Below are 22,438 nucleotides of genomic sequence, written 5' to 3'. Positions count from 1 at the left end.
GATGTTAAAATCTATGCTAGGTATTATTGATGCAACATCTTATATGGATGATTTAGAAGATCTAACTGCTCATCGAACACTAGCTGCACTCCCTATTGGAGGACGATACCGCTTAATTGATTTTATTTTATCTAACATGGTCAATACAGGAATTGGTAGTGTAGCCATTTTCCCTAAGTATCAATATCGTTCTCTTATGGATCATTTAGGATCAGGTAAGAACTGGGATCTTGATAGAAAAAGAGATGGTTTATTCTTCTTTCCAGCACCAATAACAGAGGGAGCGAATAACGGTATAGGTTCCTTTAATCATTTTGCTGTAAATATGGACTATTTTTGCCGTAGTAATCAAGAATATGCCCTTGTAGCGAATTGTTTTACAGTATTTAATATGAATTTCATGCCTGTATTGGAAAGACATCTGGAGTCCTCTTGTGATATTACCGAGATTACGAACAACGGTAAGTCACTAGAAATATATTTAATGAAAAAAGCAAAATTGATTGAGCTAATTAATAATAGAGAGACTACTGGATACACATGTATCAAAGATGCAGTAGTTGATATTAATAATGATTTGAAAATTTGTGAATATGAATATACCGGTTATGCCGAAAAGATACATTCTATTGCCTCTTATTATCAAGTGAGTAAAGATATATTAAATCCAGTTGTGTGGAATCAACTATTTATAAAAGATAGACCAATTTTTACCAAAGTGAAGGATGAGCCACCTACTAGATATACAGATTCTGGAGATGTAAAAAACTCCATGATAGCTAATGGTTGCGTAATAGAAGGAGAAATAGAAAATAGTGTGATATCAAGGGCTGTCAAAATAGGAAAAGGCTCTGTTTTGAAAAATTGCATCATTATGCAAAAATGTACAATTGGGGAAAATTGTCATTTGGAATCTGTTATTTTAGATAAAGACGTTATGGTAGAAAATGATACAACTATGATAGGAACAGTTAAGAATCCATTTGTAGTTAGAAAAGGAACTGTGCAGGGAGCGTTGATGAATTCGTGAAAGTATTATTTGCTGTTTCAGAATGTGTACCATTTATAAAATCTGGAGGACTAGCAGATGTTGCTGGTTCTCTTCCAAAAGAATTAAAAAAGCAAGGAACAGATGTGGCTGTTATTATGCCAAAATACGAAGACATACCTGATCATCTCTTATCCAAACTTAAAAAAAAGATACATTTCTATATTCAAATAGGCTGGCGTAATCAATATGTTGGCATAGAAGAGTTACAGTATGAAGGCATCACTTTTTATTTTGTTGATAATGAGTGGTACTTTAAAAGACCAGGGTTATATGGTTACGGAGATGATGGAGAACGATTTGCTTTCTTTAACCGAGCCGTTTTAGAAAGCTTATTTTATTTAGATGAATACCCTAGTATTATACACTGTCATGATTGGCATACAGCTATGATTCCATTCTTACTTAACGTAGACTATAAGTGGAGAAAAGAATATAGCCAAATAAAAACCGTTTTCACTATACATAATTTGCAATTTCAAGGAATAATGCCAAAGTATGTTTTAGGTGATTTATTGAATATAAGTGATTATTATTATACCTTCGATCAACTAGAATTTTTTGAAAATGTGAACTTTATGAAAGGTGGATTAGTAGGAGCAGACAAGATAACTACAGTTAGTCCAACTTATAAAAATGAAATTCAAACAGAATATTATGGAGAAAGTTTGAATAATGTATTAGTGCAAAGGTCTTCAGATTTATCAGGAATTATTAATGGTATCGATGAAGAAACGTATAATCCTGAAACGGATACTGCAATTATCAAAAATTATTCAATTGAAACACTAGAAGGGAAAAAAGAAAATAAAAAGCATATCCAACAGAAGTTTGGCTTGAAGGTAGATAATGATATCCCAATTATTTCTATGATAACTAGGTTAACTAGTCAAAAGGGATTAGAACTAGTCAGACATATATTCAGTGAAATAATGGAAGAGAATGTGCAGTTTCTCCTTTTGGGCTCCGGAGATGCTGAATTTGAGGATTTCTTCCGCAAAATGGAGTATAAATATCCAGAGAAGTGTAAAGCATTTATCGGGTTTGATGAAGATTTAGCTCATCAAATCTATGCAGGAGCAGATCTATTTTTAATGCCGTCTAAATTTGAACCATGTGGTCTTGGCCAATTAATTGCATTACGATATGGGAATATACCAATTGTAAGAGAAACTGGTGGTCTAAATGATACAGTATTCTCTTATAATGAAACAACAGGAGAAGGAAATGGGTTTAGTTTCTCTAACTTTAATGCACATGATATGCTTTTTACCATTAGAAGAGGGTTAGACTTTTATAATAACGATAAAGAAACTTGGAATGTATTAATAAAAAATGCTATGTCAATGGACAATAGCTGGGCTCAATCAGCATTTAAATATAATCAACTGTATGCAGAGCTAATCTCAAGGAGTGAATCACATGTTTTTTGATAAAGAGTCTTTTAAGACCCATTTTTTGCAAAAGCTTGAGATGACATATGGGAAACCATTTGAAGAAACAACGAGTAGTGATCACTTTCAAACATTAGGACATATGATTCGAGAATATGTGAGTACAGACTGGATTAATACGAATGAGCAAAGTCGAAAATATGATGGGAAGCAAGTATACTATCTTTCTATTGAATTTTTATTAGGGAGACTACTTCATAATAACTTAATTAATCTTGGAATCGATCAAGTAGTGATGGAAGGCTTAAAGGATTTGGGAATTGACTTTCATCAGGTCGAAGAAATAGAACACGATGCAGGGCTTGGTAATGGAGGATTAGGAAGACTTGCGGCTTGTTTTTTAGACTCTTTAGCTACATTAAACCTTCCTGGGCATGGAAGTGGTATTAGATATAAACATGGTTTGTTTGAACAGAAGATGGTAGATGGATACCAAATTGAACTTCCTGAACAATGGTTAAAGCAAGGTCAAGTATGGGAAGTGAGAAAAGAAGATTTAGCTGTCGATATATATTTCTGGGGAAATATTGACATATTTGAAAGAGATGGTAGGTTACAGGTTCGGCATTTAAATGCTGAAACTGTAACTGCTGTCCCGTATGATGTTCCAGTAATAGGATATGAAACTTCTACTGTAAATACGTTACGCTTATGGAATGCAGAACCTGCTTCTTTAATTGCAAAAGATGTAAAGGATATAATGAGATATAAAAGAGAGACGGAATCTATTTCTGGTTTTCTGTATCCAGATGATTCTAATGATGAAGGAAAAATTTTACGTTTGAAGCAACAATACTTTTTGGTTTCTTCTAGTATACAATCTATAATGAAAAATTATAAGCAACAACATAACGAGATAAGGGATTTTCATAAGCATGTGAGTATTCATGTTAATGATACTCATCCTGTATTAGCCATACCTGAGTTAATGAGAATACTAATGGATATAGAGGGAATAGGTTGGGAAGAGGCTTGGGAAATAACGACTAAAACAATCTCTTATACCAACCATACCACACTATCAGAAGCGTTAGAGCAATGGCCTATCTATTTGTTCCAGCCATTATTACCAAGGATATATATGATTATTGATGAAATTAACGAGAGATTCTGCCAATCTCTATGGAAGAAGTATCCTGGAGATTTCAATGGAATTGAAAGTATGGCAATCATAGCTCATGGGATGGTTAAAATGGCACACTTAGCATTGGTGGGAAGTTATAGTGTTAATGGAGTTGCCGAAATTCATACAGAAATATTAAAGAAAAGAGAGATGTCCAATTTTTATCGCTTTTTTCCAGAGAAGTTCAATAATAAAACGAATGGAATTACCCATAGAAGATGGTTAATTAAAGCTAATCCTGAACTTGCTCAACTTATAACAAATTCTATTGGTGAAAAATGGATTCATAATTCCGGTGAATGGATAAAGCTGTTGGATTGGAAGGAAGATTCTGCTTTTCTTGAACAACTAGGTACTATTAAACAAAAAAATAAGAATAAACTAGCATCTATTATTAAAGAACAAAATGGAATTATTGTTGATCCTCATTCTATATTTGATGTACAAGTGAAAAGATTACACGCATATAAAAGACAATTATTAAATATTTTACACATAATGTCTTTATATAATAAGTTAAGAGAGAACCCAAGCTTAGAGATGGAGCCAAGGACTTTTATTTTTGGAGCTAAAGCTTCTCCAGGATACTATTATGCTAAAAAAATCATAAAACTAATAAATACAGTCGCGGACAAAGTGAATAATGATAAACATATTGCCGGAAAAATAAAAATTGTTTTTTTAGAGAATTATCGTGTTTCCTTAGCAGAACATATCTTTCCTGCTGCTGATATTAGTGAACAAATCTCTACTGCTAGTAAAGAGGCTTCAGGAACAGGAAATATGAAATTTATGATGAACGGTGCATTAACAGTGGGTACATTAGATGGAGCTAATATTGAAATGAGTGACTTGGTTGGAGAAGAGAATATTTTCATTTTTGGTATGAAGGCAAGCGAGGTATTAGAACTGTATCAAAATGGAAGATATAGCTCTCGTGAGTATTATTATCATGATGATAGAATTCATGAGGTAGTAAACCAGCTGAAGAATGGTTTCTATGATTATGGTTCTAACGAATTTGACCCCATATTTGATTCTTTAATACTGGAAAATGATCAATACTTCGTGTTAAAGGATTTTCATTCGTATGCAAATATCCATGAAAAAGTAAATTCCAGCTATAAAAATAAGGAACTATGGTTACAAAAAAGTTTAACGAATATTGCCTTATCTGGTCATTTTTCTAGCGATCGAACAATTAAGGAATATGCAAATGAAATATGGAATATTAAACCGTATTAAGTAGGTTTACTCCAGGTGAAAACCTGGAGTTTTTTTTTAATCTTTATCTTCATCCACATAACTATCGTTTTGATGATAAGGTACATCTCCAAATGGGGCTTCTATTCCTTCATCATCTAATGCTTGTTCATATTGTTCATGTTTTTTTGAAGGATAAATGGTTCTTTCTGTACCATCAATATTTGTTGCAACAAAGGACTCGTAGTCTTCTGTAAATCCTTCGTCATCTGCATCTCTATCGTATAAGCTATCATAATCTTCGAAATCTCCTCTTAAATCAGAAGGAGTTTCAGATGTACCATATCTGGCAACTTCTTGAAAGCTATCATCATAATCTCTTACATCTCCTGTATCATAATGACGATATTCATTACCATGAGCAGGCTCTAATATTTCTTCTTCTACTGGTCGATCAGTTGGAATGGATTGATCACTACTATATTCTTTTAACGTTAATGCAGTTGGAATTGCTTCAAGTCTTTCAAAAGGAATTTCTTTTCCTGATACTTGGCATATGCCATAGGTTCCTTCTTCTATTGCTGTTAATGCAGCATTAATACTATCTAATTCCGTTTGTTCATGTTTTTCTAAAGCAAAGTCTTTTTCTCGTTCATATAATTCAGTTGCTAAATCTGCTGGATGATTATCATAGGCAGATAGTTCTCCGACAGATTCTCGTTCATTTTCTCTACTTACATAACTATCTATTTGCTCGGTGATTTCCGTTTTTCTTGTTTCTAATTCTTGTTTTAGTGTGTCTATTTGCTTTTTTGATAACATAAGATCACTTCCCTTATTTATCTTAGTAATTTTAGTATGAACGAAACGGATAATAATAATCGGTAGAACTTTTCTTTCCTTTTTAAGTTTCCCTTTTTTATAGAACTAAAACATTTTATATCTTGAAAAATTTACAGGATAACATAGATGAATTCGAGATAATTGACATAATATAAAGTCAGGTGTATCTTAAAATATGCTAAAATAATGAATGAAGATAAAACTGGAGTTAAATAAATTTGTGTATAATTGATTCGTTTTAGGGGGATTTGAAAAAGTAATGAAAGATAGAAGAGGAATGGTACAAACATTGAATAGAAAGGACATTTCATCTTCCGTTTTAGTTAGTAAGGTGAAGAAATTGGAAGATAGAATTGACTGTCTTGATTTTTTTTCTCAATTTCAAAATTATGAAGGACAACGTTACTTTTGGAAGGATCCAAATGGACAGAATACGATTGTCGGAATCGGGATTTGTGAGAAAATAATATGTCCTAGAAATGAAGATCGTTATGAATATGCGCAAGTAAAATGGAATGATATGCTGAAAAATGCTGTAATCAACAATGAGTATGTACAGAGTGGTATTGGACCAGTTTTACTAGGTGGTTTCTCCTTTGATCCATATAAAGAAAAAATGAATGGATGGAAAGACTATTCGGAAGGGTACTTTTTTATACCTAGTATTATGTTAAGCGAAGTGAATGGAGAACAATTTGTCACAACAAATATACTTCTGCCCAAAAACAAGCTAAAAGAAGCTCAAATAGAGCTAGAGAAAAAAAACGCAGAATACAGGGAATCAAGTAGGAAAAATAGAAAGATTATCACCAATAAATTAGAAGAGTTAAAAGAATTAAATGTTGAGCAATGGAAAGAAGCGGTTTATAGCGTTATTAAACAGTTACAAGAACAAACAGACCTTAAGAAAATTGTACTAGCAAGAGAGGCGCAGTTAACATTTAAAAATAATATAAATGTAGAACAGGTATTAAATAACTTGATACAGCAACAAAAAAACGGTTATATCTTTGCTTTAGAATTAGAAGATAGATGTTTTCTAGGTGCTACACCAGAAAGATTAGTAAAAAAAGAGAAGAATACCGTTTTTTCAGTATGTCTTGCTGGTTCTATTCAACGTGGTGAAGATTTGGAAGAAGATAGAAGATTAGAGCAAGACCTTCTTCATGATCCTAAAAATAGATCAGAGCATCATTTTGTAGTAGAAATGATCAAGAAAGCAATGAATGATGTATGTGAAAAGGTAGTAATACCAGATATGCCAGTTGTTCTAAAAATGAGAGATATTCAGCATCTTTTTACACCAGTTACAGGAAAAGTAAAAGAAAAAGCGACTTTATTTTCTCTTATTCGTCTACTGCATCCTACCCCAGCTTTAGGAGGATATCCACGTGAACAAGCCCTCGCAATAATTCGTGACAGTGAGCCACTAGATAGAGGTCTTTATGGCTCGCCAATGGGATGGCTTGATTATAAAGGGGATGGAGAATTTGCAGTAAGCATTCGCTCAGGTTTAATTGAGGGAAGAGTCGCAAATATTTTTGCTGGCTGTGGTATTGTAGCAGATTCCGATGTGGATATGGAGTATAATGAAACAAATATTAAGTTTAAGCCAATGATATCAGCATTAGGAGGAAATATGAAATGAAGCATCAACAAAATTTAACCACCTACTTACATGCTTTTATTTCTGAATTGGCTAGTAATGGGGTAGAACATGCTGTTATTAGCCCTGGTTCAAGATCTACACCGATTAGTTTACTCATGGTAGAAGAAGAAAGAATGAATGTTCATGTTCATGTAGATGAAAGATCAGCTGCTTTTTTTGCACTTGGTATAGCAAAAGTTACGAAAAAGCCAACTGTATTAGTGTGTACTTCTGGAACGGCAGCGGCTAATTATTTTCCTGCTATAGTAGAAGCAAAGATTTCTCGTATTCCATTAATTATTATTACGGCAGATCGACCACATGAATTAAGGGATGTAGGTGCACCACAAGCTATTGACCAAATAGACTTATACGGGAAGCATGTAAAATGGTTTATGGAAATGTCACCACCTGATGGGGATAACAGTATGGTTCGCTATGTTAAAACAATAGGAGCTAGAGCTGTTGCAACATCTATACAGAGGCCAAATGGACCTGTACATCTAAATCTTCCTATAAGAGAACCATTAATCCCTGATCTAGAGAATATCCAAGAGTACAAGGAAAAGGATAAAACGGTAAAAAGTATTTCAATAAAAACAGGAGATTCTATAGTATCAGATTCTTATTTTATAGACTTATCGCAAGACATTACTCAATATCGAAATGGTATTATTGTATGTGGAGAAATGGATAATCCTGATTTCTCGAATAAAGTACGAGAATTAGCTAAAGTAACTGGGTATCCTATTTTAGCAGATCCTTTATCAAACTTGAGAAGTGATGCTGGTCAAATGGAATTCATTATAGATACTTATGATACTTTTCTAAGAAATGATGGAATGAAACAAATACTAAGTCCTGAAATCGTATTACGTTTTGGAAGTATGCCTATTTCTAAGCCTTTAACTATATTTTTAAGAGAAAATGCAAAGGCAAAACAAGTAGTGATTGATGGAGGTAGTGGTTTCCGAGATCCTAATCAATTAACTAGTGAGATGGTATATTGTGATGAATCTTACTTTTGTGAGAATGTAATCCATTTTATTAAGGATTGCTCAATGAATCACTATCTGGATAAATGGAAAGAAGTTAACTCCAAAACAAAGGAAGAATTAATGCAAGTGGAAGGAATTCAGGAATTAAGCGAAGCAAAGCTATTTAAAAAATTAGCTGAGCTTATTCCAGATCAAGCAGCCCTTTTTGTAGGAAATAGCATGCCTATTCGTGATCTTGATACCTTCTTCCATCATCAAAAAAAATCAGTAACCATTATAGCAAATAGAGGAGCTAATGGTATTGATGGAACGATTTCTACAGCTTTGGGAGTGGCAATGGTGAAAAAACCACTATTCCTAGTAGTTGGCGATCTAACCTTTTTCCATGATATGAATGCTTTGATGATTGCAAAGCAATATGATATTCCTATAACTATTTTATTAATTAATAATAATGGTGGGGGCATCTTTTCCTTTCTTCCACAGGCCAATCTACCGAGACACTTTGAGCTTTTATTTGGTACTCCTTTACATATTGACTTTAAACATTTAGTCACTATGTATAAAGGGGAATATGAATTAATCAGTGATTGGTCACACTTAATAAATTTATTCCAACATAGTAATTTTACAAGTGGAATAAGAGTTTGGGAGTTGCAGACAAACAGAGATGAGAATCTGCTAGAACATAGAAACATAATGGGAAATATAGCAGAAGTATTAGAGAAGAGCTTTGCTAAAGGTGACTCAATTGATTCTTAAATTAGGAACAGTAGATTATTATGTTGAAACCTTTGGAGAAGGGGAAGTTCTTCTGTTGTTACATGGCTTTACTGGAGACAGTAGTACGTGGACTTCATTTATCCCAGTTTGGTCCAAGCGGTTTAAAGTAATTACTGTAGACATTATCGGTCATGGAAAAACGGCGTCTCCAAATCAAGTCCCATTGTATGGAATGCTAGAAGTTGTGAAACAGTTGAAAGAATTAATAGAACAATTGAAAGTAAACAAGTTGCATTTGTTAGGTTATTCAATGGGAGGAAGGCTTGCTTTAGCTTACTATATGGCATATCCCGAAACAGTAAGCTCCTTAATACTAGAAAGCACTTCTCCAGGATTAGAATCGGAAGAGGAAAGGAGAAACCGACGCATACAAGATGAAGAATTAGGAAATGATATTCTTGAGTATGGATTAAAGAAGTTTGTGGATAAATGGGAGAATATCCCTTTGTTTGCAAGTCAAAAAAACCTAGATGATAAAACGAAGAATCAAATAAGAATGCAGCGATTATCCAATCAAGAAATAGGATTAGCTAATAGTTTAAGAGGGATGGGAACAGGAGCTCAGGCTTCCTATTGGCAAGAACTATCCCAAATTAAGGTCCCAACAATGATAATTACTGGTGAATTAGATCATAAATTTTTCCATATAGCAGAAAAAATGACAAAAATGACCCCTTTAATAACCCATATTTCTGTAAATAATGCTGGACATGCAATTCATGTGGAGAAACCTGAAATTTTTGGTACAATAGTAATGGAGTTTTTAGCAAATGATTTGCACAAGAAGGAGGAAGAAAAGATGACTGTAGAATGGGTTGCTGTTAGACAATACGAAGAAGTAATTTACGAAAAATATAATGGTATTGCTAAAATAACGATTAATAGACCACATGTACATAATGCTTTTACACCAAGAACAGTAAATGAATTAATGGATGCATTTGCTAGAGCAAGAGATGATAGTAGTGTTGGTGTTATCATCCTAACTGGTGCTGGGGATAAAGCATTTTGTTCAGGGGGAGACCAAAAGGTGAGAGGACATGGTGGATATGTTGGAGATGATGAAATTCCTCGCTTGAACGTATTAGATTTACAACGCTTAATAAGAGTAATACCAAAGCCTGTTATTGCAATGGTTAAAGGATATGCTATTGGTGGAGGTCATGTTTTACATATAGTATGTGACCTGACAATCGCTGCTGATAATGCAGTTTTCGGTCAAACAGGACCAAAAGTTGGAAGCTTCGATGCTGGATATGGTTCTGGTTACTTAGCAAGAATTGTTGGCCATAAGAAAGCAAGAGAAATATGGTACCTATGCCGCCAATATAATGCACAGGATGCATTAGATATGGGGCTTGTTAATACGGTAGTTCCACTTGATCAAGTAGAAGAAGAAACAATTAAATGGTGTGAAGAGATATTAGAGAAAAGTCCAACTGCTCTACGCTTCTTAAAAGCAGCATTTAATGCGGATACGGACGGACTAGCAGGTATTCAACAATTTGCTGGAGATGCTACCCTTCTTTACTATACAACAGATGAGGCGAAAGAAGGTCGAGATTCCTTTAAAGAAAAACGTGATCCAGACTTTGGACAATTCCCTCGTTTCCCTTGATATACTGCTATAAGTAAGTGGAAGAAGCTCTTTTCAAAAGGGTTCGTTTTATAACGTTTGATTTAGAACTAATTGTTTAATTAGAAAAAACAGACAGAATATGAATGAGTTTTCTAAGGAGAAGATGAAATAAATAAATTAAAGGTGACTCTTATTTTAGCAAAGATTTCTTTTACAGTGCTAAAAATAAAAGAGTCCCTTTTTTGTATAGAAAAGAGGAATATAAATGACAGATATGCTACCAAATCTATTAAAGAACCGAGCATACCTTACTCCAAACCGAGAAGCAATTGTGTATAGAAATCAAAGATTATCTTTCAGAGAACTGTATGAAAGAGCTTATCAGCATGCAGGGATATTAGCAGGTTATGGGGTAAATGAATTTGAATATGTCGGTTTTTTAGTGAAAAGTGATATCGAGACAGTTATTCATTTGCTTGCTTTACAGGTTATTGGAGCAAAGGCGGTATTATTAAATAATCGATTAACTTCTAGTGAACTTATATATCAAATCAATGATGCAAAGGTGAAGTTTTTAATAACTGAGCAAGAGTTTGAAGAGAAAGGGAAATCAATAGAGGAAGAAATATCTATCACAGTGATAGATAAAGGAAAGCTAGATCATAGTAAATATATACAGCCAATGGAGATAGAGCAAATAGACTTGAATAAGGTTTGTTCAATTATGTATACATCTGGAACAACGGGAGCTCCTAAAGGGGTTATTCAAACATATGGAAACCATTGGTGGAGTGCAGTAGGGAATGCTTTAAATGCTGGTCTTACAGAAGAGGATACTTGGTTATGTACAGTGCCTTTATTTCATATTAGCGGTTATTCAATTTTGATGAGAAGTTTAATTTATGGAATTAAGATTGTGCTTCATGAACATTTCGATGAAAATAGAATATTAGATGATATTCAAATGGAGAAAGTAACCATTATGTCTGTTGTCACTACAATGCTACAGAGAATAGAAGGAATATCAGAAGCGGAATTTCCACATTATTTCCGATATATGCTTTTAGGAGGAGGCCCCGTATCGGTTGAACTACTCACTAGATGCATGAAGAAAGGAATACCTGTCTATTATTCCTATGGAATGACAGAAACTTCCTCACAAATTGTTACTCTATCACCAGATGATAGTCTTAAAAAAATTGGATCAGCAGGGAAACCATTGTTTCCGGCTCAATTAAAAATCATAGGGGAAACAGGAGAAGAAGTATCTGCAGACGAAGTAGGAGAAATCCATGTATATGGTCCGAATGTTTCAAAGGGCTATTTAAATAGAGAGTCTCATCTTCAGAGTGGATGGTTTTGTACAGGAGATATTGGGTATAAAGATTCTGAAGGGTTTCTGTATGTTTTAGATAGAAGAGCAGACTTAATTATTTCTGGAGGAGAAAATGTTTATCCTGCAGAGATAGAAGCCGTACTAAGCGAGATGAATGGTATAAAGGAAGCCGCTGTTATTGGCATATCTAATAAGGAGTGGGGGCAGGTTCCAGTAGCATTTATTGTGAAAGAGACATCTAGCTCTATAACCAAAGAGGATATATCGAAAAGCTGTGAATACTATCTCGCCAAGTTTAAAATACCAAAACAAATATATTTTATTCCAGAGATTCCGAGAAATGCAGCAGGAAAGATAGTGAGAAGGACATTAAGAGAGTGGGTAAAAGATAATTTAGATTAGACTTTATATAGACTTATTAGAAAGAGAAGTGGATTTTTATGAACTTATATCATGGATCTTTATATTGGCCAACTACTTTAAAAGAGATAGAAACGTTTCCTACTATTACAGAGAATGAAACTTGTGATGTTCTTATAATAGGAGCTGGCATGTCTGGTGCATTATTAACATATAAACTAGCTAAAGAGCCTCTCAAAGTCATCACCGTTGATAAAGGAAAGGTTGGCCATGGAAGTTCTTCTGCTAATACTGGCTTGCTTCAATATTCTAATGACAAAATGCTAACAGATTTTGCGGAAGAAATTGGAGAAGAAGACGCAGTAAGGTTTTATCGACTATGTTTAGAAGGCATGAATGAGTTAAAAGAAGTCGCTTATTCTCTTTCTGATTATATTCAATTTAAAAGTAGAAAAAGTCTTTATTATGCTAGTGTAAAAAAAGATGTTTCCTCTCTAAAAAAAGAATTTGACATGCTTAAGAAACATCATTTCCCAGCAGAATATTTAATAGAAGAAGAGATATATAGTGAATATAAATTTAAGAAGCCTGCAGCAATAAGAACAATCGGAGATGCAGAAGTGAATCCACAAAGATTTGTCATGACTTTATTCAAGGATGCACACAAACATAATAATGTTCATGTTTATGAGCAAACAGAAGTGTTTGAGAGTGATTATAAGGATGGTTATTGGTATTTCACTACTGCAAATGGTCATACTATTACAGCTAGAAAAGTTGTATATGCAACTGGATATGAGATTAAACACTTCACTAAAAAGAATCATGCAGAGCTAAATAGAACGTATGCTATAGCTACAAGTCCCCTTGATAACTTTCCAAATTGGCAAGAACAATGTCTTATTTGGGAAACAAAAAGGCCATACTTCTATATGAGAACAACCTTTGATGGCAGAATTGTAGCAGGTGGGTTAGATGAAGAAAAAATGGAAGCACCTACTGACATGAATATGATTAAAACTTATGGAGAGCGTATACTTACACGTGTAAAAGAACATTTTCATTATGAGGATCTAAAGGTGGATTATGTGTATGGAGCAACCTTTGGAGAATCCTCAGATGGATTGCCTTTTATTGGTGAGCATCCTGAAAAGGAAGGTATATACTATTGCCTTGGATTTGGAGGAAATGGAACGGTTTATAGTTCATTTGGCTCTACCATTATTAAGGATTTAATCATGAAAGGTAGTCATCCAGATGCTTATTTGACTAGGATAGATAGATAAAAGAATAAATGGAAAGGTCTAATGTGTACAGACCATCCCATTTATTCTTTTTAACTTAATTCAATAGGTTCAAATGTTTTACAATCTGTTTCGTGACTAGTATCAGCATGACTACCAACGTGGCTAACTACATATATTTGGTCTGCTCCACACTGATTGCCTTCTTCCCAAAAAGAACAGTTACTCACTTCGCAAAGAACATCTTTTGCCATGAATGACACTCCTTTTGTAAATAATCCTAAAATCAAATATGAGGAATGATTACGAAGAACTCCCCATGCTAATAGTATGAGAAAGCACACTGAAATTCATTCTTTTTTTTGAATGGAAATCTCCATAGCTTTTATTTCTTTGCTCCTTTTCCCTGTAGATATTTCTTATCATGCATAAACAAGTTCCAAAATAAGAAGAAACCAGGAAATAGAATAATAAAACCAACGATATAAGAAGTAAAGATAGCATGAAAGGAACTAGGACTAGTAAAAGAAGTATAGATGGTCACTTCAGGATAAACAATATAAGGCAAATGAGCCTTGCCGTATACGTAACTTGCCACTAAGTATTGGATAGTTATGCAAATAACAGCCAATCTTGGCATCCCTTTTACACCCTTATGCTTTATAGAAGGGAGATATAACGCGATACCTCCAAGTAGAAACAAAATTAATGAGGTAAATAAGAAGAATTTATCCTCAAGCATCTTTACGTAAATCCAATTTGCATCATGCTTTAAAGTAATCATAACAAGAAATGCCATTAATAAAGACACTGGACCAAGAATTAGTGCATCTCTACGATAGATTCGGTATGCTTCACTTTCTTTCGAAACGTTAGAGAAATCAGCTAATAACAAAGAAGATAAAAACAGCGTACTGAAGAGAGCAAAGCCAAAAAAAGCATATTCATTCCCACTAGAAAATAAACCAACTAAGTCAAGGGTTTGTTTATCACCTGTAAAATCGACAAACCCTCCATGTGTAATCGGTAGGACACTTAGTAAGATACCAGGAATAAGCAAACCACAAATTCCTGAGATATAGGTAAGGGGCTTTCGATATTCTACTGCTATATTAGAAAAAACTAGAAATGCACTTCGAATGGCTAATAATAAAAGTATAGCACTCCCTGGAATCAATAAAACAGTTCCTAGGGTATATGCAGCTTTTGGAAACATACTATACACAGCTACAACAATGGCTACAATAAATGTATTGGTCACTTCCCAAGTCGGGGAAAGATAACGGTTAGCAATATTTGTTGCCCGTGTTTTTTCTCTGTTAATATAAATCATAGACCAAAATCCAGCTCCAAAGTCCATTGTTCCCATAATGGCATAAATAAAAATAAACCCCCAGAGAACAGTAACAGCTAGCAATGAATCATTCATTAGTTTAATCCCTCCATTAACTGTTTGATCCAAATAATGGAATTTCTTTTTCGGTTGCTGCCTCTAAATCCTGCAAGACTGTGTTTTTCTTAAAATAATAAATGAGAACAAGAGAGACAGTTATGCCAAGTATCAAGTAGACAAGTAGGAACAAATAAAACAAAAGGGTTAAATTTCCAGAAGTTGTGACAGAATCTTCTGTTGAGAGAATACGATAAATAGTCCAAGGTTGTCTGCCTGTACAAGCAAACATCCAGCCCATTTCAATGCTTGCTATTGCAAGAGGGCCTGAGGCAACAAAAATCCATTTAAGGAATTTTGGATAATTCTCTACTTTTCGAAGCTTTTTCCAAATTAATGTACCAAATGATAAAACAATTAATAAGGATCCTATTCCTACCATTCCATTAAAGAGAGTATGAATATAAAGTGGCGGCCAATATTCTTCTGGGAAATCGTTTAGACCTGTTACTACTGTATCAAAGCTGTTATCTGCTAAAAAGCTCAGTGCCCAAGGAATTTCTATAGCACCGACAATTTCTTCATTTTCTTTATCTGTAAATCCTCCAATAGCTAGAGGAGCATGTGATTGCGTTTCGAATAAACCTTCTGCAGCTGCTAGTTTTTCTGGTTGATATTCATGCAGCTTTTGAGCAGACTCATGCCCATTAATTGCAGTAAGTAGAGAGAACACTGCTCCTACTATTAGACTAAGAGTTAAAGCCTTTTGATGAAATTGATAAACTCTAGTTCCGCCAGGAGTTTTTAGCATCTTAAAAGCTGAAACAGAGGCAACAACAAAAGCACCTGTTGTATAAGCGCTCATAGCAACATGACCTGCTGAAACAAAGAAAGTTGGGTTAAAAAATGCCTTCCATGGATCAACATCTACAATTTTTCCACCTTCTATCCGAAACCCTTGTGGTGTTCCTTCGAAAGCATGGACATTCGTGATTAAAATAGCGGAAGCGAGAGCACCGATAGCTACTAGTATTAAACTAGTTATTCTAGCCCAAGGTGGTATTCTTTCAGCAGCGTATACATAGATAGACATAAATAGTGCTTCTATAAAAAATGCATAAATTTCAATCTGAAAGGGAAGAGCCATAACCTCTCCGATAACCTGCATAAAACCAGGCCATAATAAAGACAATTGAAGACCAGCGATTGTCCCTGTTGGAATTCCTACACCTAGTAGAATTCCGAACGTTTTAGTCCATCTTTTTGCCATGATGACATAGTCTAAATCTTTCGTTTTTTGATAAAGGAGCTCTGATATTAACATCATTAAAGGCAATCCAACCCCGATAGTTGCAAAAATAATATGAAAACCCATGGTCATGCCAAACATACTTCTAGCTGTTACGAGATGATCCCACATTTTAACTCTTCCTTTCTCCTATTCCTTAAGCTGTACATAGTATGAACGTAAATGGAAAGTTCTATGTAATAGTTGTCGGATAAGAAAAATAGATCTTTATTATTTAGTTAAACGAAATAAAAGTATGTCAAACTTGTAGATTATCTTTGATTTATTTACTATTATTAAGAGTGAAGTTTTCTTAAAAGTAATTCACTTAGGGGATAAACAATTGCTAAAGTAGAATAAGGGGTGCTTATATTGAATTTATTACAAAATATTATGAATCATAATGAGGAATTTGTTAGAGAGAAAAAGTACGAGCAGTTTAGAACAACAAAGTTTCCTAACAAAAAAATGGTTATATTAACATGTATGGATACTAGATTATTAGAGCTGTTACCGAATGCGTTAAATCTTTCTAATGGAGATGTAAAAATAATTAAAAATGCAGGAGCAGTAGTGGTTCATCCGTTTGGAAGTATCATGAGAAGTATTTTAGTAGCTCTATATGAATTAAAAGCTGACGAAGTCTTAGTAATAGGACACCATGATTGTGGAATGAGTGCATTAAACTCAGAAAGCATGTTAAGTAAAATGAAGGAAAGAGGAATATCAGAGGAAATTATCGATACATTAGAGCATTCTGGAATTGAGTTAGACAAATGGTTAACCGGTTTTAGTTCCGTTTCTGAAAGTGTTTCTCATAGTGTGGATATGATTAAAAAACACCCACTAATTCCGAATACAGTTCCGGTGCATGGACTTGTAATTGACCCAGAAACAGGAAAGCTAGACTTAGTGGTAGATGGTTATAAGCTGGATTAATGAGAGTGTTTTTTACAGGAACAATCTTCTGGAACTGGATCTATGCCGCCAGGATGAAAAGGGTGACATTTAAGGATACGTTTAATGGTTAAATAGCCACCCTTTATTGCTCCAAATCTTTGAATGGCTTCCATACCGTAGGAAGAGCAGGTCGGATAAAACCGGCAGGATGGTGGAGTAATTGGTGAAATGACTTTTTTATAAAATTTTATTAAGAGAATGAGAAAATTTTTCAACATACTTACTGCTCCTTTCGTTACTCAGTATAACATGGACTTTTAACCATTCAAAAGGATGTAGCTTTTTTGTTTAAACAGAATAATATTTATTAAGTTGATGAAATTACTTGGATATTTAATGTATAATATAAGAACAAAGAAAAAAGGAGTTGGAATAATGCCTTCTGTTGAAAGTTTTGAATTAGATCATAATGCAGTTAAAGCACCTTATGTAAGACATTGTGGAGTTCATAAGGTAGGTAGTGATGGAGTAGTAAATAAATATGACATTCGTTTCTGCCAGCCTAATAAACAGGCAATGAAGCCTGATGTTATTCATACATTAGAGCATTTGCTAGCTTTTAATTTACGTGCACATGTTGAGAAGTATAATCATTTTGATATTATTGATATTTCCCCAATGGGCTGTCAAACAGGCTATTACTTAGTAGTGAGTGGAGAACCTACTGTTGAAGAAATCATTGATTTATTAGAAGCAACGATGAAGACGGCAGTGGAGATTACGGAAATTCCAGCAGCAAATGAAACACAATGTGGGCAAGCAAAGCTCCATGATTTAGCTGGAGCTAAGAAGCTCATGAATTTTTGGTTAGCGCAAAGTAAAGAAGACTTAAAACAAGTGTTTGCATAAGAAGAAAAGGACTGCCAGCTTTGCAGTCCTTTTTTAGAATGATAATCATCCTTATCCCTTGAATCTACAAGGTATCTCTTAATCCTCTTTACAGTAATGGGCTTAATAGTCTTGATATGGATTCTTTAATTTGAATCCATATTGATCGTTTAGAGTATTTTTCTGCTGTTAAATTTGTTGATAATTTCATATCATCTTTGAAATCTTCAGCAAGTCTTCCAGCGATTTGATCACTATATATAAAGGCATTTACTTCAAAGTTTAAACGGAAACTTCTCATATCAATATTTGCTGTACCAACTGAACATACCTTTTCATCCACAATAATCGTTTTAGCATGAATAAAGCCATTTTCATAAATATAAATTTTAGCTCCTGCTTTAATCATTTCTCCAATATAAGAGTAGGTTGCCCAATAAACAAACATATGATCAGGTTTGTTCGGAATCATGATTCTCACATCAATGCCAGATAAAGCAGCAATCCGAAGCGCATCTAAAAGACTTGCATCCGGAATAAAGTAAGGAGTCTGAATATAAACACTCTCTTTTGCAGAATTAATCATTTTAATGGATGCATTTTTTATTTGTTCCCACTCAGAATCTGGACCACTTGAAACTATTTGCATCCCAATATTTCCAATTATTTCTTCAACATGACCTGGAAAGTAATCAGGAGAGTAATGAATTTCATGTTGATGAGAGGCTTGATTCCAATCAAGGATAAATCTAGTCTGAATGGCATAAACAGCGGTTCCAACGATTCGTAGGTGCGTGTCTCTCCAATATCCGAATTTAGAGTTAAGACCAAGGTATTCATCTCCTACATTAAACCCACCAATATAACCAATCTTTCCATCAATAATCCCAAGTTTACGGTGATTTCTATAATTTAAACGTAAATTAATAAGGTGAAATTTACTTGGGAAAAAAACTTCCACATATCCTCCAGCTGCCCTTAATTCTTTAAATATCTTCTTTCGCAAGGTCCTAGATCCTAAGTCATCATAAAGTAAACGAACTTCTACTCCCTCTTTCGCTTTTTCTACTAGCAATTTAATTAATTCAGAACCAACTCCATCATTCTTCAGGATATAATATTGTAAATGAATGGATTTTTTTGCTTGTTTAATGTCAGTAAATAATTGATGAAACTTCTCTTTACCATCTGTAAAAATAGACACAGCATTATTCTCTGTTAAAACAGCATCATTATTGAATAAATTCATATAAATAAGGTCTTGATATTGACGTATAACAGGATTAGTAGTGCGTAATTGATTGGAGCTGATTTGTAATAATTGAGAAGCTAAAACAGGTTCAATTCCTAACTTTTTCCTTTCATCCCACTGAAATAATTTTCGCCTCCGTAAATTTTGACCAAATAAAAGATACAAAATAAATCCGAGAATCGGAATAAAAGTTAATACCATCAACCATGCCCAAGAAGCCACTGGATCTTTTCTTTCAAAGAAAATAACTAAAAATGCAAGGATGATATTCAGTATAATGATAATTGTTAAAATAATAGAGTATATATGCACAATCCTCTTTCCTTTCTTGCATAAGTTTCAATAATACATATCATGTTGGATTGGTATATAAGAAATAATAGTCTACAGATAGCCTTCCAACAACTGTAATACGAATAATAGAAATATCCTTATTATAGGGGAAAAAGGTGTATGTTGGTATTATTTTGTCCTTTAGTCTGTTTTTATAATGGGGAATACGAAAAAAATGTTGAGGCATAATGGATAGGATTAGGCTGGCAGAAATAGAAAGATGTTCTAATCATTTACTACCGTACCAGCCTAATTCCGATGTGGGGGTTAATGGACGTTTCTATTTGTAAAAATAGGAATATTTGATTGTCCATAATCTTCTTTAGCAAACTTCCCCTTTAAGCTTTCGATTAAATATAATCCCATTAAGTCATACAATTCTTGTTCATTTAATTCTTGTATGATATGTAGTAAATCCTCACGTGACATTTCCTCTAAAAAAGCAAAAGCAAGCATATCTATATCTTCTGCATCACCTGTAAGTTTATTCTTATATAAGTTAAACAATTCATCCACAATTTTCATACGTTATTCCTCCAATATGGTACATTGAAAAATGTAACCGTTTTACTATATATTTATTATATATGAATGTTAATCAAACTAGCCAGAAAAAATAAGGTACTTGGATAAAATGGTTTTTCTTACTAGTTGGTCTTTACCCGTTTGGTGGAGAAATTACCCATATTTCTCTTTTCTTTATCGTAAAAAGCTGCTAAATCCTTTAAGATGTAAGTAATGTTAATGAATATAGTATGCAAGTAATGATAAATAATACATAATGACGGAGATAGTATGAAAACATTTTATGATCATAATAAGGTTATCGTGAATTTATCTTTTCATAGAAATTATTTTAAGCAAAAAGCTCGACATGTTCTAGTAATTTGTAAGTATCAACAGTATTGGTTATTAACTCATCATAAAAAGAGAGGGTTAGAGTTTCCAGGGGGAAAGGCAGAACGAGGAGAATCAACAAAGGAAGCAGCATATCGAGAAGTATATGAGGAAACTGGAGCAAAAATCAGTGTGTTAGAATGGATTGCTTCCTATCAAGTTATGGGATTAGAGTCTTTTGTAAAAGATGTTTACTTTGCGAATATTAGTGAACTAGAGATAAAAGATGATTATCTTGAGACTTTAGGTCCAGTACTAATAGAAGAGAATATCCTAGAAAAACGCTGGGAAGATTTCTTTAGCTATGTAATGAAAGATGATGTATTGGAATTATGTATTCCGTATATTGAGAAACAATTTTTTAGTGAGCAGAACTAATAAGGAAAAATAGAAGGGAAGAGTTGAGGATGAAAAATGGTGATGTTTTAGAAAAAGTAAAATTTCCTTCTCCTAATCCATCTATTGATCTATTTGTTGTTACGTATAATGTAGATGGGCTTCGAGTTAAAGGATTACTTGCTGTACCAAACGATGGGAAACAATATGATGGATTTCTTTATTTAAGAGGCGGAATCAAGAATGTTGGAAAGGTACGCCCTGGGCGTATTGTTCAATTTGCATCAGAGGGTTTCGTAGTATTTGCACCATTTTATCGGGGAAATCAAGGAGGAGATGGTAATGAAGATTTCGCAGGAAAGGATCGGATGGATGCTATAGCCGCCTATTATTTATTGGATAATCTACCAAATGTTCTTGATGTACATGTATTTGGTTTTTCCCGCGGAGGAGTAATGGCACTTTTTGTTGGCATTTATTGCACTGTTGCATCAGTGGTTACATGGGGTGGAGTTAGCGATATGACGCTTACATATGAAGAAAGAGAAGACTTGAGAAGAATGATGAAAAGAGTAATAGGTGGAACTCCTTCTAAATATCCTGACGAATATAAAGAACGAACACCCCTTTATTATTTAGCTAATATGCAAGCGCCTGTTTTAATTATACACGGTGTTCAAGATAAGAATGTCTCCGTTGAACATAGTTATAAATTGGAGAAAGAATTAAAGAAATTAAATAAAGAAGTAGAAACATGGTTTTATGAGCAATATACACATTATTTCCCTCCCGCAATTAATAGAGAGGTTGTCACAAAGTTATCAAAATGGATGAAAAATCATACAAGAATAATGCTACAATAGAAAAAAAGGTGAAGGAGAAATTTAAGATGGGAATGCCCTTAGAACTTAATACAATGATCGTAACAAAAGGACAAGAGTTAAGATTAGAAGAGAATATATTTCAATTAGAGAAAAATGATTATAGAATTTATCCTATGCATATTCCAGTGGAGGTTAAGAAAACGAAGAACGGAGAAAGCTCTGGGATTGCAACCATTGAAAAGTTACAGTGGGAAAATGCAAAAACAATTATTACATATAAACTTATTTCTTTAAATTCTACAAATTAAGCTTAATATGAGGAAAAATGATTGACATTAATGATTAGTGTAAGCTATCATTTACCCTTGAACGGATACTCTCTTATCCTGAGCTGGTGGAGGGACTGGCCCAATGAAACCCAGCAACCTACTATGTGAAGAAAATTACTGAATCATTTCATTTTTTTGAGATGTGACAGAACATTCTCTTAGGAAAGGTGCTAACCTGTAGCAAGGAAGTCGATTCCTTGAACGATAAGAGTGAAAGGTGCGGATTGATTTTACCAATGACCTTTTCACTTATGAAAAGGTTTTTTGTGTGGAATGAATAATTATCTTTTATAAAAAATGTAATTTTATAGATGAGTGTTATTATGCTAGCAAGAGCTCCTGTTAGGATAAAAACGCCATTTTTACTTCATACTATCTAGGG

General features: G+C 33.8%; 20 protein-coding genes, 1 pseudogene and 1 riboswitch. Of the genes and pseudogenes, 14 read left to right on the top strand and 7 right to left on the bottom strand.

Annotated features, from left to right (window positions below; all coding sequences use genetic code 11):
- Position 1: 1 nt before the first annotated feature.
- Genes F9279_RS17290 through F9279_RS17280 form a run of 3 tightly spaced genes read left to right on the top strand, consistent with a single transcriptional unit; the run spans position 2 to position 4,870 of the window.
- The gene (locus F9279_RS17290; protein ID WP_152115328.1) at positions 2-1,030 is read left to right on the top strand and encodes a sugar phosphate nucleotidyltransferase; all 1,029 of its coding nucleotides are present in this window, start codon (positions 2-4) and stop codon (positions 1,028-1,030) included.
- Positions 1,027-2,481: a glycogen synthase GlgA gene (gene glgA, locus F9279_RS17285; protein WP_152115309.1), complete on the top strand. Its 1,455-nt coding sequence runs from the start codon at positions 1,027-1,029 to the stop codon at positions 2,479-2,481. Before F9279_RS17290 ends, glgA begins: the two co-directional genes overlap by 4 nt.
- Complete coding sequence (locus F9279_RS17280) at positions 2,471-4,870, top strand: glycogen/starch/alpha-glucan phosphorylase (protein ID WP_152115307.1); 2,400 nt, start codon at positions 2,471-2,473, stop codon at positions 4,868-4,870. Before glgA ends, F9279_RS17280 begins: the two co-directional genes overlap by 11 nt.
- Positions 4,871-4,906: 36 nt before the next feature.
- Here F9279_RS17280 and F9279_RS17275 read toward each other — a convergent pair whose 3' ends face one another.
- Positions 4,907-5,650, bottom strand: a complete 744-nt coding sequence (locus F9279_RS17275; protein ID WP_152115305.1) for a TraR/DksA C4-type zinc finger protein — start codon at positions 5,648-5,650, stop codon at positions 4,907-4,909.
- Between the two features lie 280 nt (positions 5,651-5,930).
- Between F9279_RS17275 and F9279_RS17270 the strand changes: the two genes are divergently transcribed.
- The 6 genes and pseudogenes from F9279_RS17270 to F9279_RS17250 all read left to right on the top strand — a co-directional run bounded on the left by F9279_RS17270 (position 5,931) and on the right by F9279_RS17250 (position 13,661).
- Positions 5,931-7,319, top strand: coding sequence for an isochorismate synthase MenF (locus tag F9279_RS17270; protein ID WP_152115302.1), 1,389 nt, complete (start codon positions 5,931-5,933; stop codon positions 7,317-7,319).
- Positions 7,316-9,079: a 2-succinyl-5-enolpyruvyl-6-hydroxy-3-cyclohexene-1-carboxylic-acid synthase gene (menD, locus tag F9279_RS17265; RefSeq protein ID WP_152115300.1), complete on the top strand. Its 1,764-nt coding sequence runs from the start codon at positions 7,316-7,318 to the stop codon at positions 9,077-9,079. The genes F9279_RS17270 and menD overlap by 4 nt, the downstream gene beginning before the upstream one ends.
- Positions 9,060-9,854 (top strand): annotated as a pseudogene (menH, locus tag F9279_RS25750) (2-succinyl-6-hydroxy-2,4-cyclohexadiene-1-carboxylate synthase); the annotation flags it as partial. The gene menD and the pseudogene menH, both read left to right, overlap by 20 nt.
- Positions 9,855-9,899: 45 nt before the next feature.
- Positions 9,900-10,718, top strand: a complete 819-nt coding sequence (menB, locus tag F9279_RS25745; RefSeq protein ID WP_226793663.1) for a 1,4-dihydroxy-2-naphthoyl-CoA synthase — start codon at positions 9,900-9,902, stop codon at positions 10,716-10,718.
- Between the two features lie 226 nt (positions 10,719-10,944).
- A complete protein-coding gene (locus F9279_RS17255) occupies positions 10,945-12,417 on the top strand; it encodes an o-succinylbenzoate--CoA ligase (protein WP_152115296.1) in 1,473 nt (490 codons plus the stop codon).
- 38 nt (positions 12,418-12,455) lie between these two features.
- Positions 12,456-13,661: an NAD(P)/FAD-dependent oxidoreductase gene (locus tag F9279_RS17250; protein WP_152115294.1), complete on the top strand. Its 1,206-nt coding sequence runs from the start codon at positions 12,456-12,458 to the stop codon at positions 13,659-13,661.
- Positions 13,662-13,711: 50 nt separating this feature from the next.
- Here the strand turns inward: F9279_RS17250 and F9279_RS17245 are convergent, their stop codons facing one another.
- The 3 genes from F9279_RS17245 to F9279_RS17235 form a co-directional block, all read right to left on the bottom strand.
- Positions 13,712-13,873 carry a DUF1540 domain-containing protein gene (locus F9279_RS17245; protein ID WP_152115292.1) on the bottom strand — a complete coding sequence of 54 codons (162 nt, stop codon included), beginning with the start codon at positions 13,871-13,873 and terminating at the stop codon, positions 13,712-13,714.
- Between the two features lie 131 nt (positions 13,874-14,004).
- The gene (locus F9279_RS17240; protein WP_152115290.1) at positions 14,005-15,048 is read right to left on the bottom strand and encodes a cytochrome d ubiquinol oxidase subunit II; all 1,044 of its coding nucleotides are present in this window, start codon (positions 15,046-15,048) and stop codon (positions 14,005-14,007) included.
- A 16-nt stretch (positions 15,049-15,064) separates the two neighbouring features.
- Entirely contained in the window at positions 15,065-16,429 is a 1,365-nt protein-coding gene (locus F9279_RS17235; RefSeq protein WP_152115288.1) for a cytochrome ubiquinol oxidase subunit I, read from the bottom strand.
- A 240-nt stretch (positions 16,430-16,669) separates the two neighbouring features.
- Here F9279_RS17235 and F9279_RS17230 point away from each other — a divergent pair, with 240 nt between their 5' ends.
- The gene (locus F9279_RS17230; protein WP_152115286.1) at positions 16,670-17,236 is read left to right on the top strand and encodes a beta-class carbonic anhydrase; all 567 of its coding nucleotides are present in this window, start codon (positions 16,670-16,672) and stop codon (positions 17,234-17,236) included.
- Here the strand turns inward: F9279_RS17230 and yidD are convergent.
- Positions 17,233-17,472: a membrane protein insertion efficiency factor YidD gene (gene yidD / locus F9279_RS17225; RefSeq protein ID WP_152115326.1), complete on the bottom strand. Its 240-nt coding sequence runs from the start codon at positions 17,470-17,472 to the stop codon at positions 17,233-17,235. The two genes, F9279_RS17230 and yidD, sit on opposite strands and share 4 nt — an antisense overlap.
- A 160-nt stretch (positions 17,473-17,632) precedes the next feature.
- Between yidD and F9279_RS17220 the strand changes: the two genes are divergently transcribed.
- The gene (locus F9279_RS17220; RefSeq protein ID WP_152115284.1) at positions 17,633-18,106 is read left to right on the top strand and encodes an S-ribosylhomocysteine lyase; all 474 of its coding nucleotides are present in this window, start codon (positions 17,633-17,635) and stop codon (positions 18,104-18,106) included.
- A gap of 88 nt (positions 18,107-18,194) precedes the next feature.
- Here the strand turns inward: F9279_RS17220 and cls are convergent, their stop codons facing one another.
- Positions 18,195-19,649, bottom strand: coding sequence for a cardiolipin synthase (gene cls, locus F9279_RS17215; protein WP_152115282.1), 1,455 nt, complete (start codon positions 19,647-19,649; stop codon positions 18,195-18,197).
- A gap of 288 nt (positions 19,650-19,937) precedes the next feature.
- Entirely contained in the window at positions 19,938-20,195 is a 258-nt protein-coding gene (locus F9279_RS17210) for a DUF6154 family protein (protein WP_152115281.1), read from the bottom strand.
- Positions 20,196-20,465: 270 nt separating this feature from the next.
- On the opposite strand from F9279_RS17210, the gene ytkD reads away from it, so the two are divergent.
- Genes ytkD through F9279_RS17195 form a run of 3 tightly spaced genes read left to right on the top strand, consistent with a single transcriptional unit; the run spans position 20,466 to position 22,035 of the window.
- The gene (gene ytkD, locus F9279_RS17205; protein WP_152115279.1) at positions 20,466-20,945 is read left to right on the top strand and encodes an RNA deprotection pyrophosphohydrolase; all 480 of its coding nucleotides are present in this window, start codon (positions 20,466-20,468) and stop codon (positions 20,943-20,945) included.
- A 29-nt stretch (positions 20,946-20,974) separates the two neighbouring features.
- Positions 20,975-21,766 carry an alpha/beta hydrolase family protein gene (locus tag F9279_RS17200; protein WP_193224614.1) on the top strand — a complete coding sequence of 264 codons (792 nt, stop codon included), beginning with the start codon at positions 20,975-20,977 and terminating at the stop codon, positions 21,764-21,766.
- 26 nt (positions 21,767-21,792) lie between these two features.
- Positions 21,793-22,035 (top strand): DUF2584 domain-containing protein, encoded by a 243-nt coding sequence (locus F9279_RS17195; RefSeq protein ID WP_152115275.1) that lies wholly within the window; start codon positions 21,793-21,795, stop codon positions 22,033-22,035.
- A gap of 70 nt (positions 22,036-22,105) precedes the next feature.
- Positions 22,106-22,267, top strand: a riboswitch (SAM riboswitch).
- Positions 22,268-22,438 lie beyond the last annotated feature (171 nt).

Origin of the sequence: Bacillus sp. B1-b2, assembly GCF_009183415.1 — a bacterium.
Classification (GTDB): Bacteria; Bacillota; Bacilli; order Bacillales; family Cytobacillaceae; genus Niallia.
Note: the sequence above shows the minus strand (reverse complement) of the source record. Positions and strands in the feature narration are given on the sequence as shown.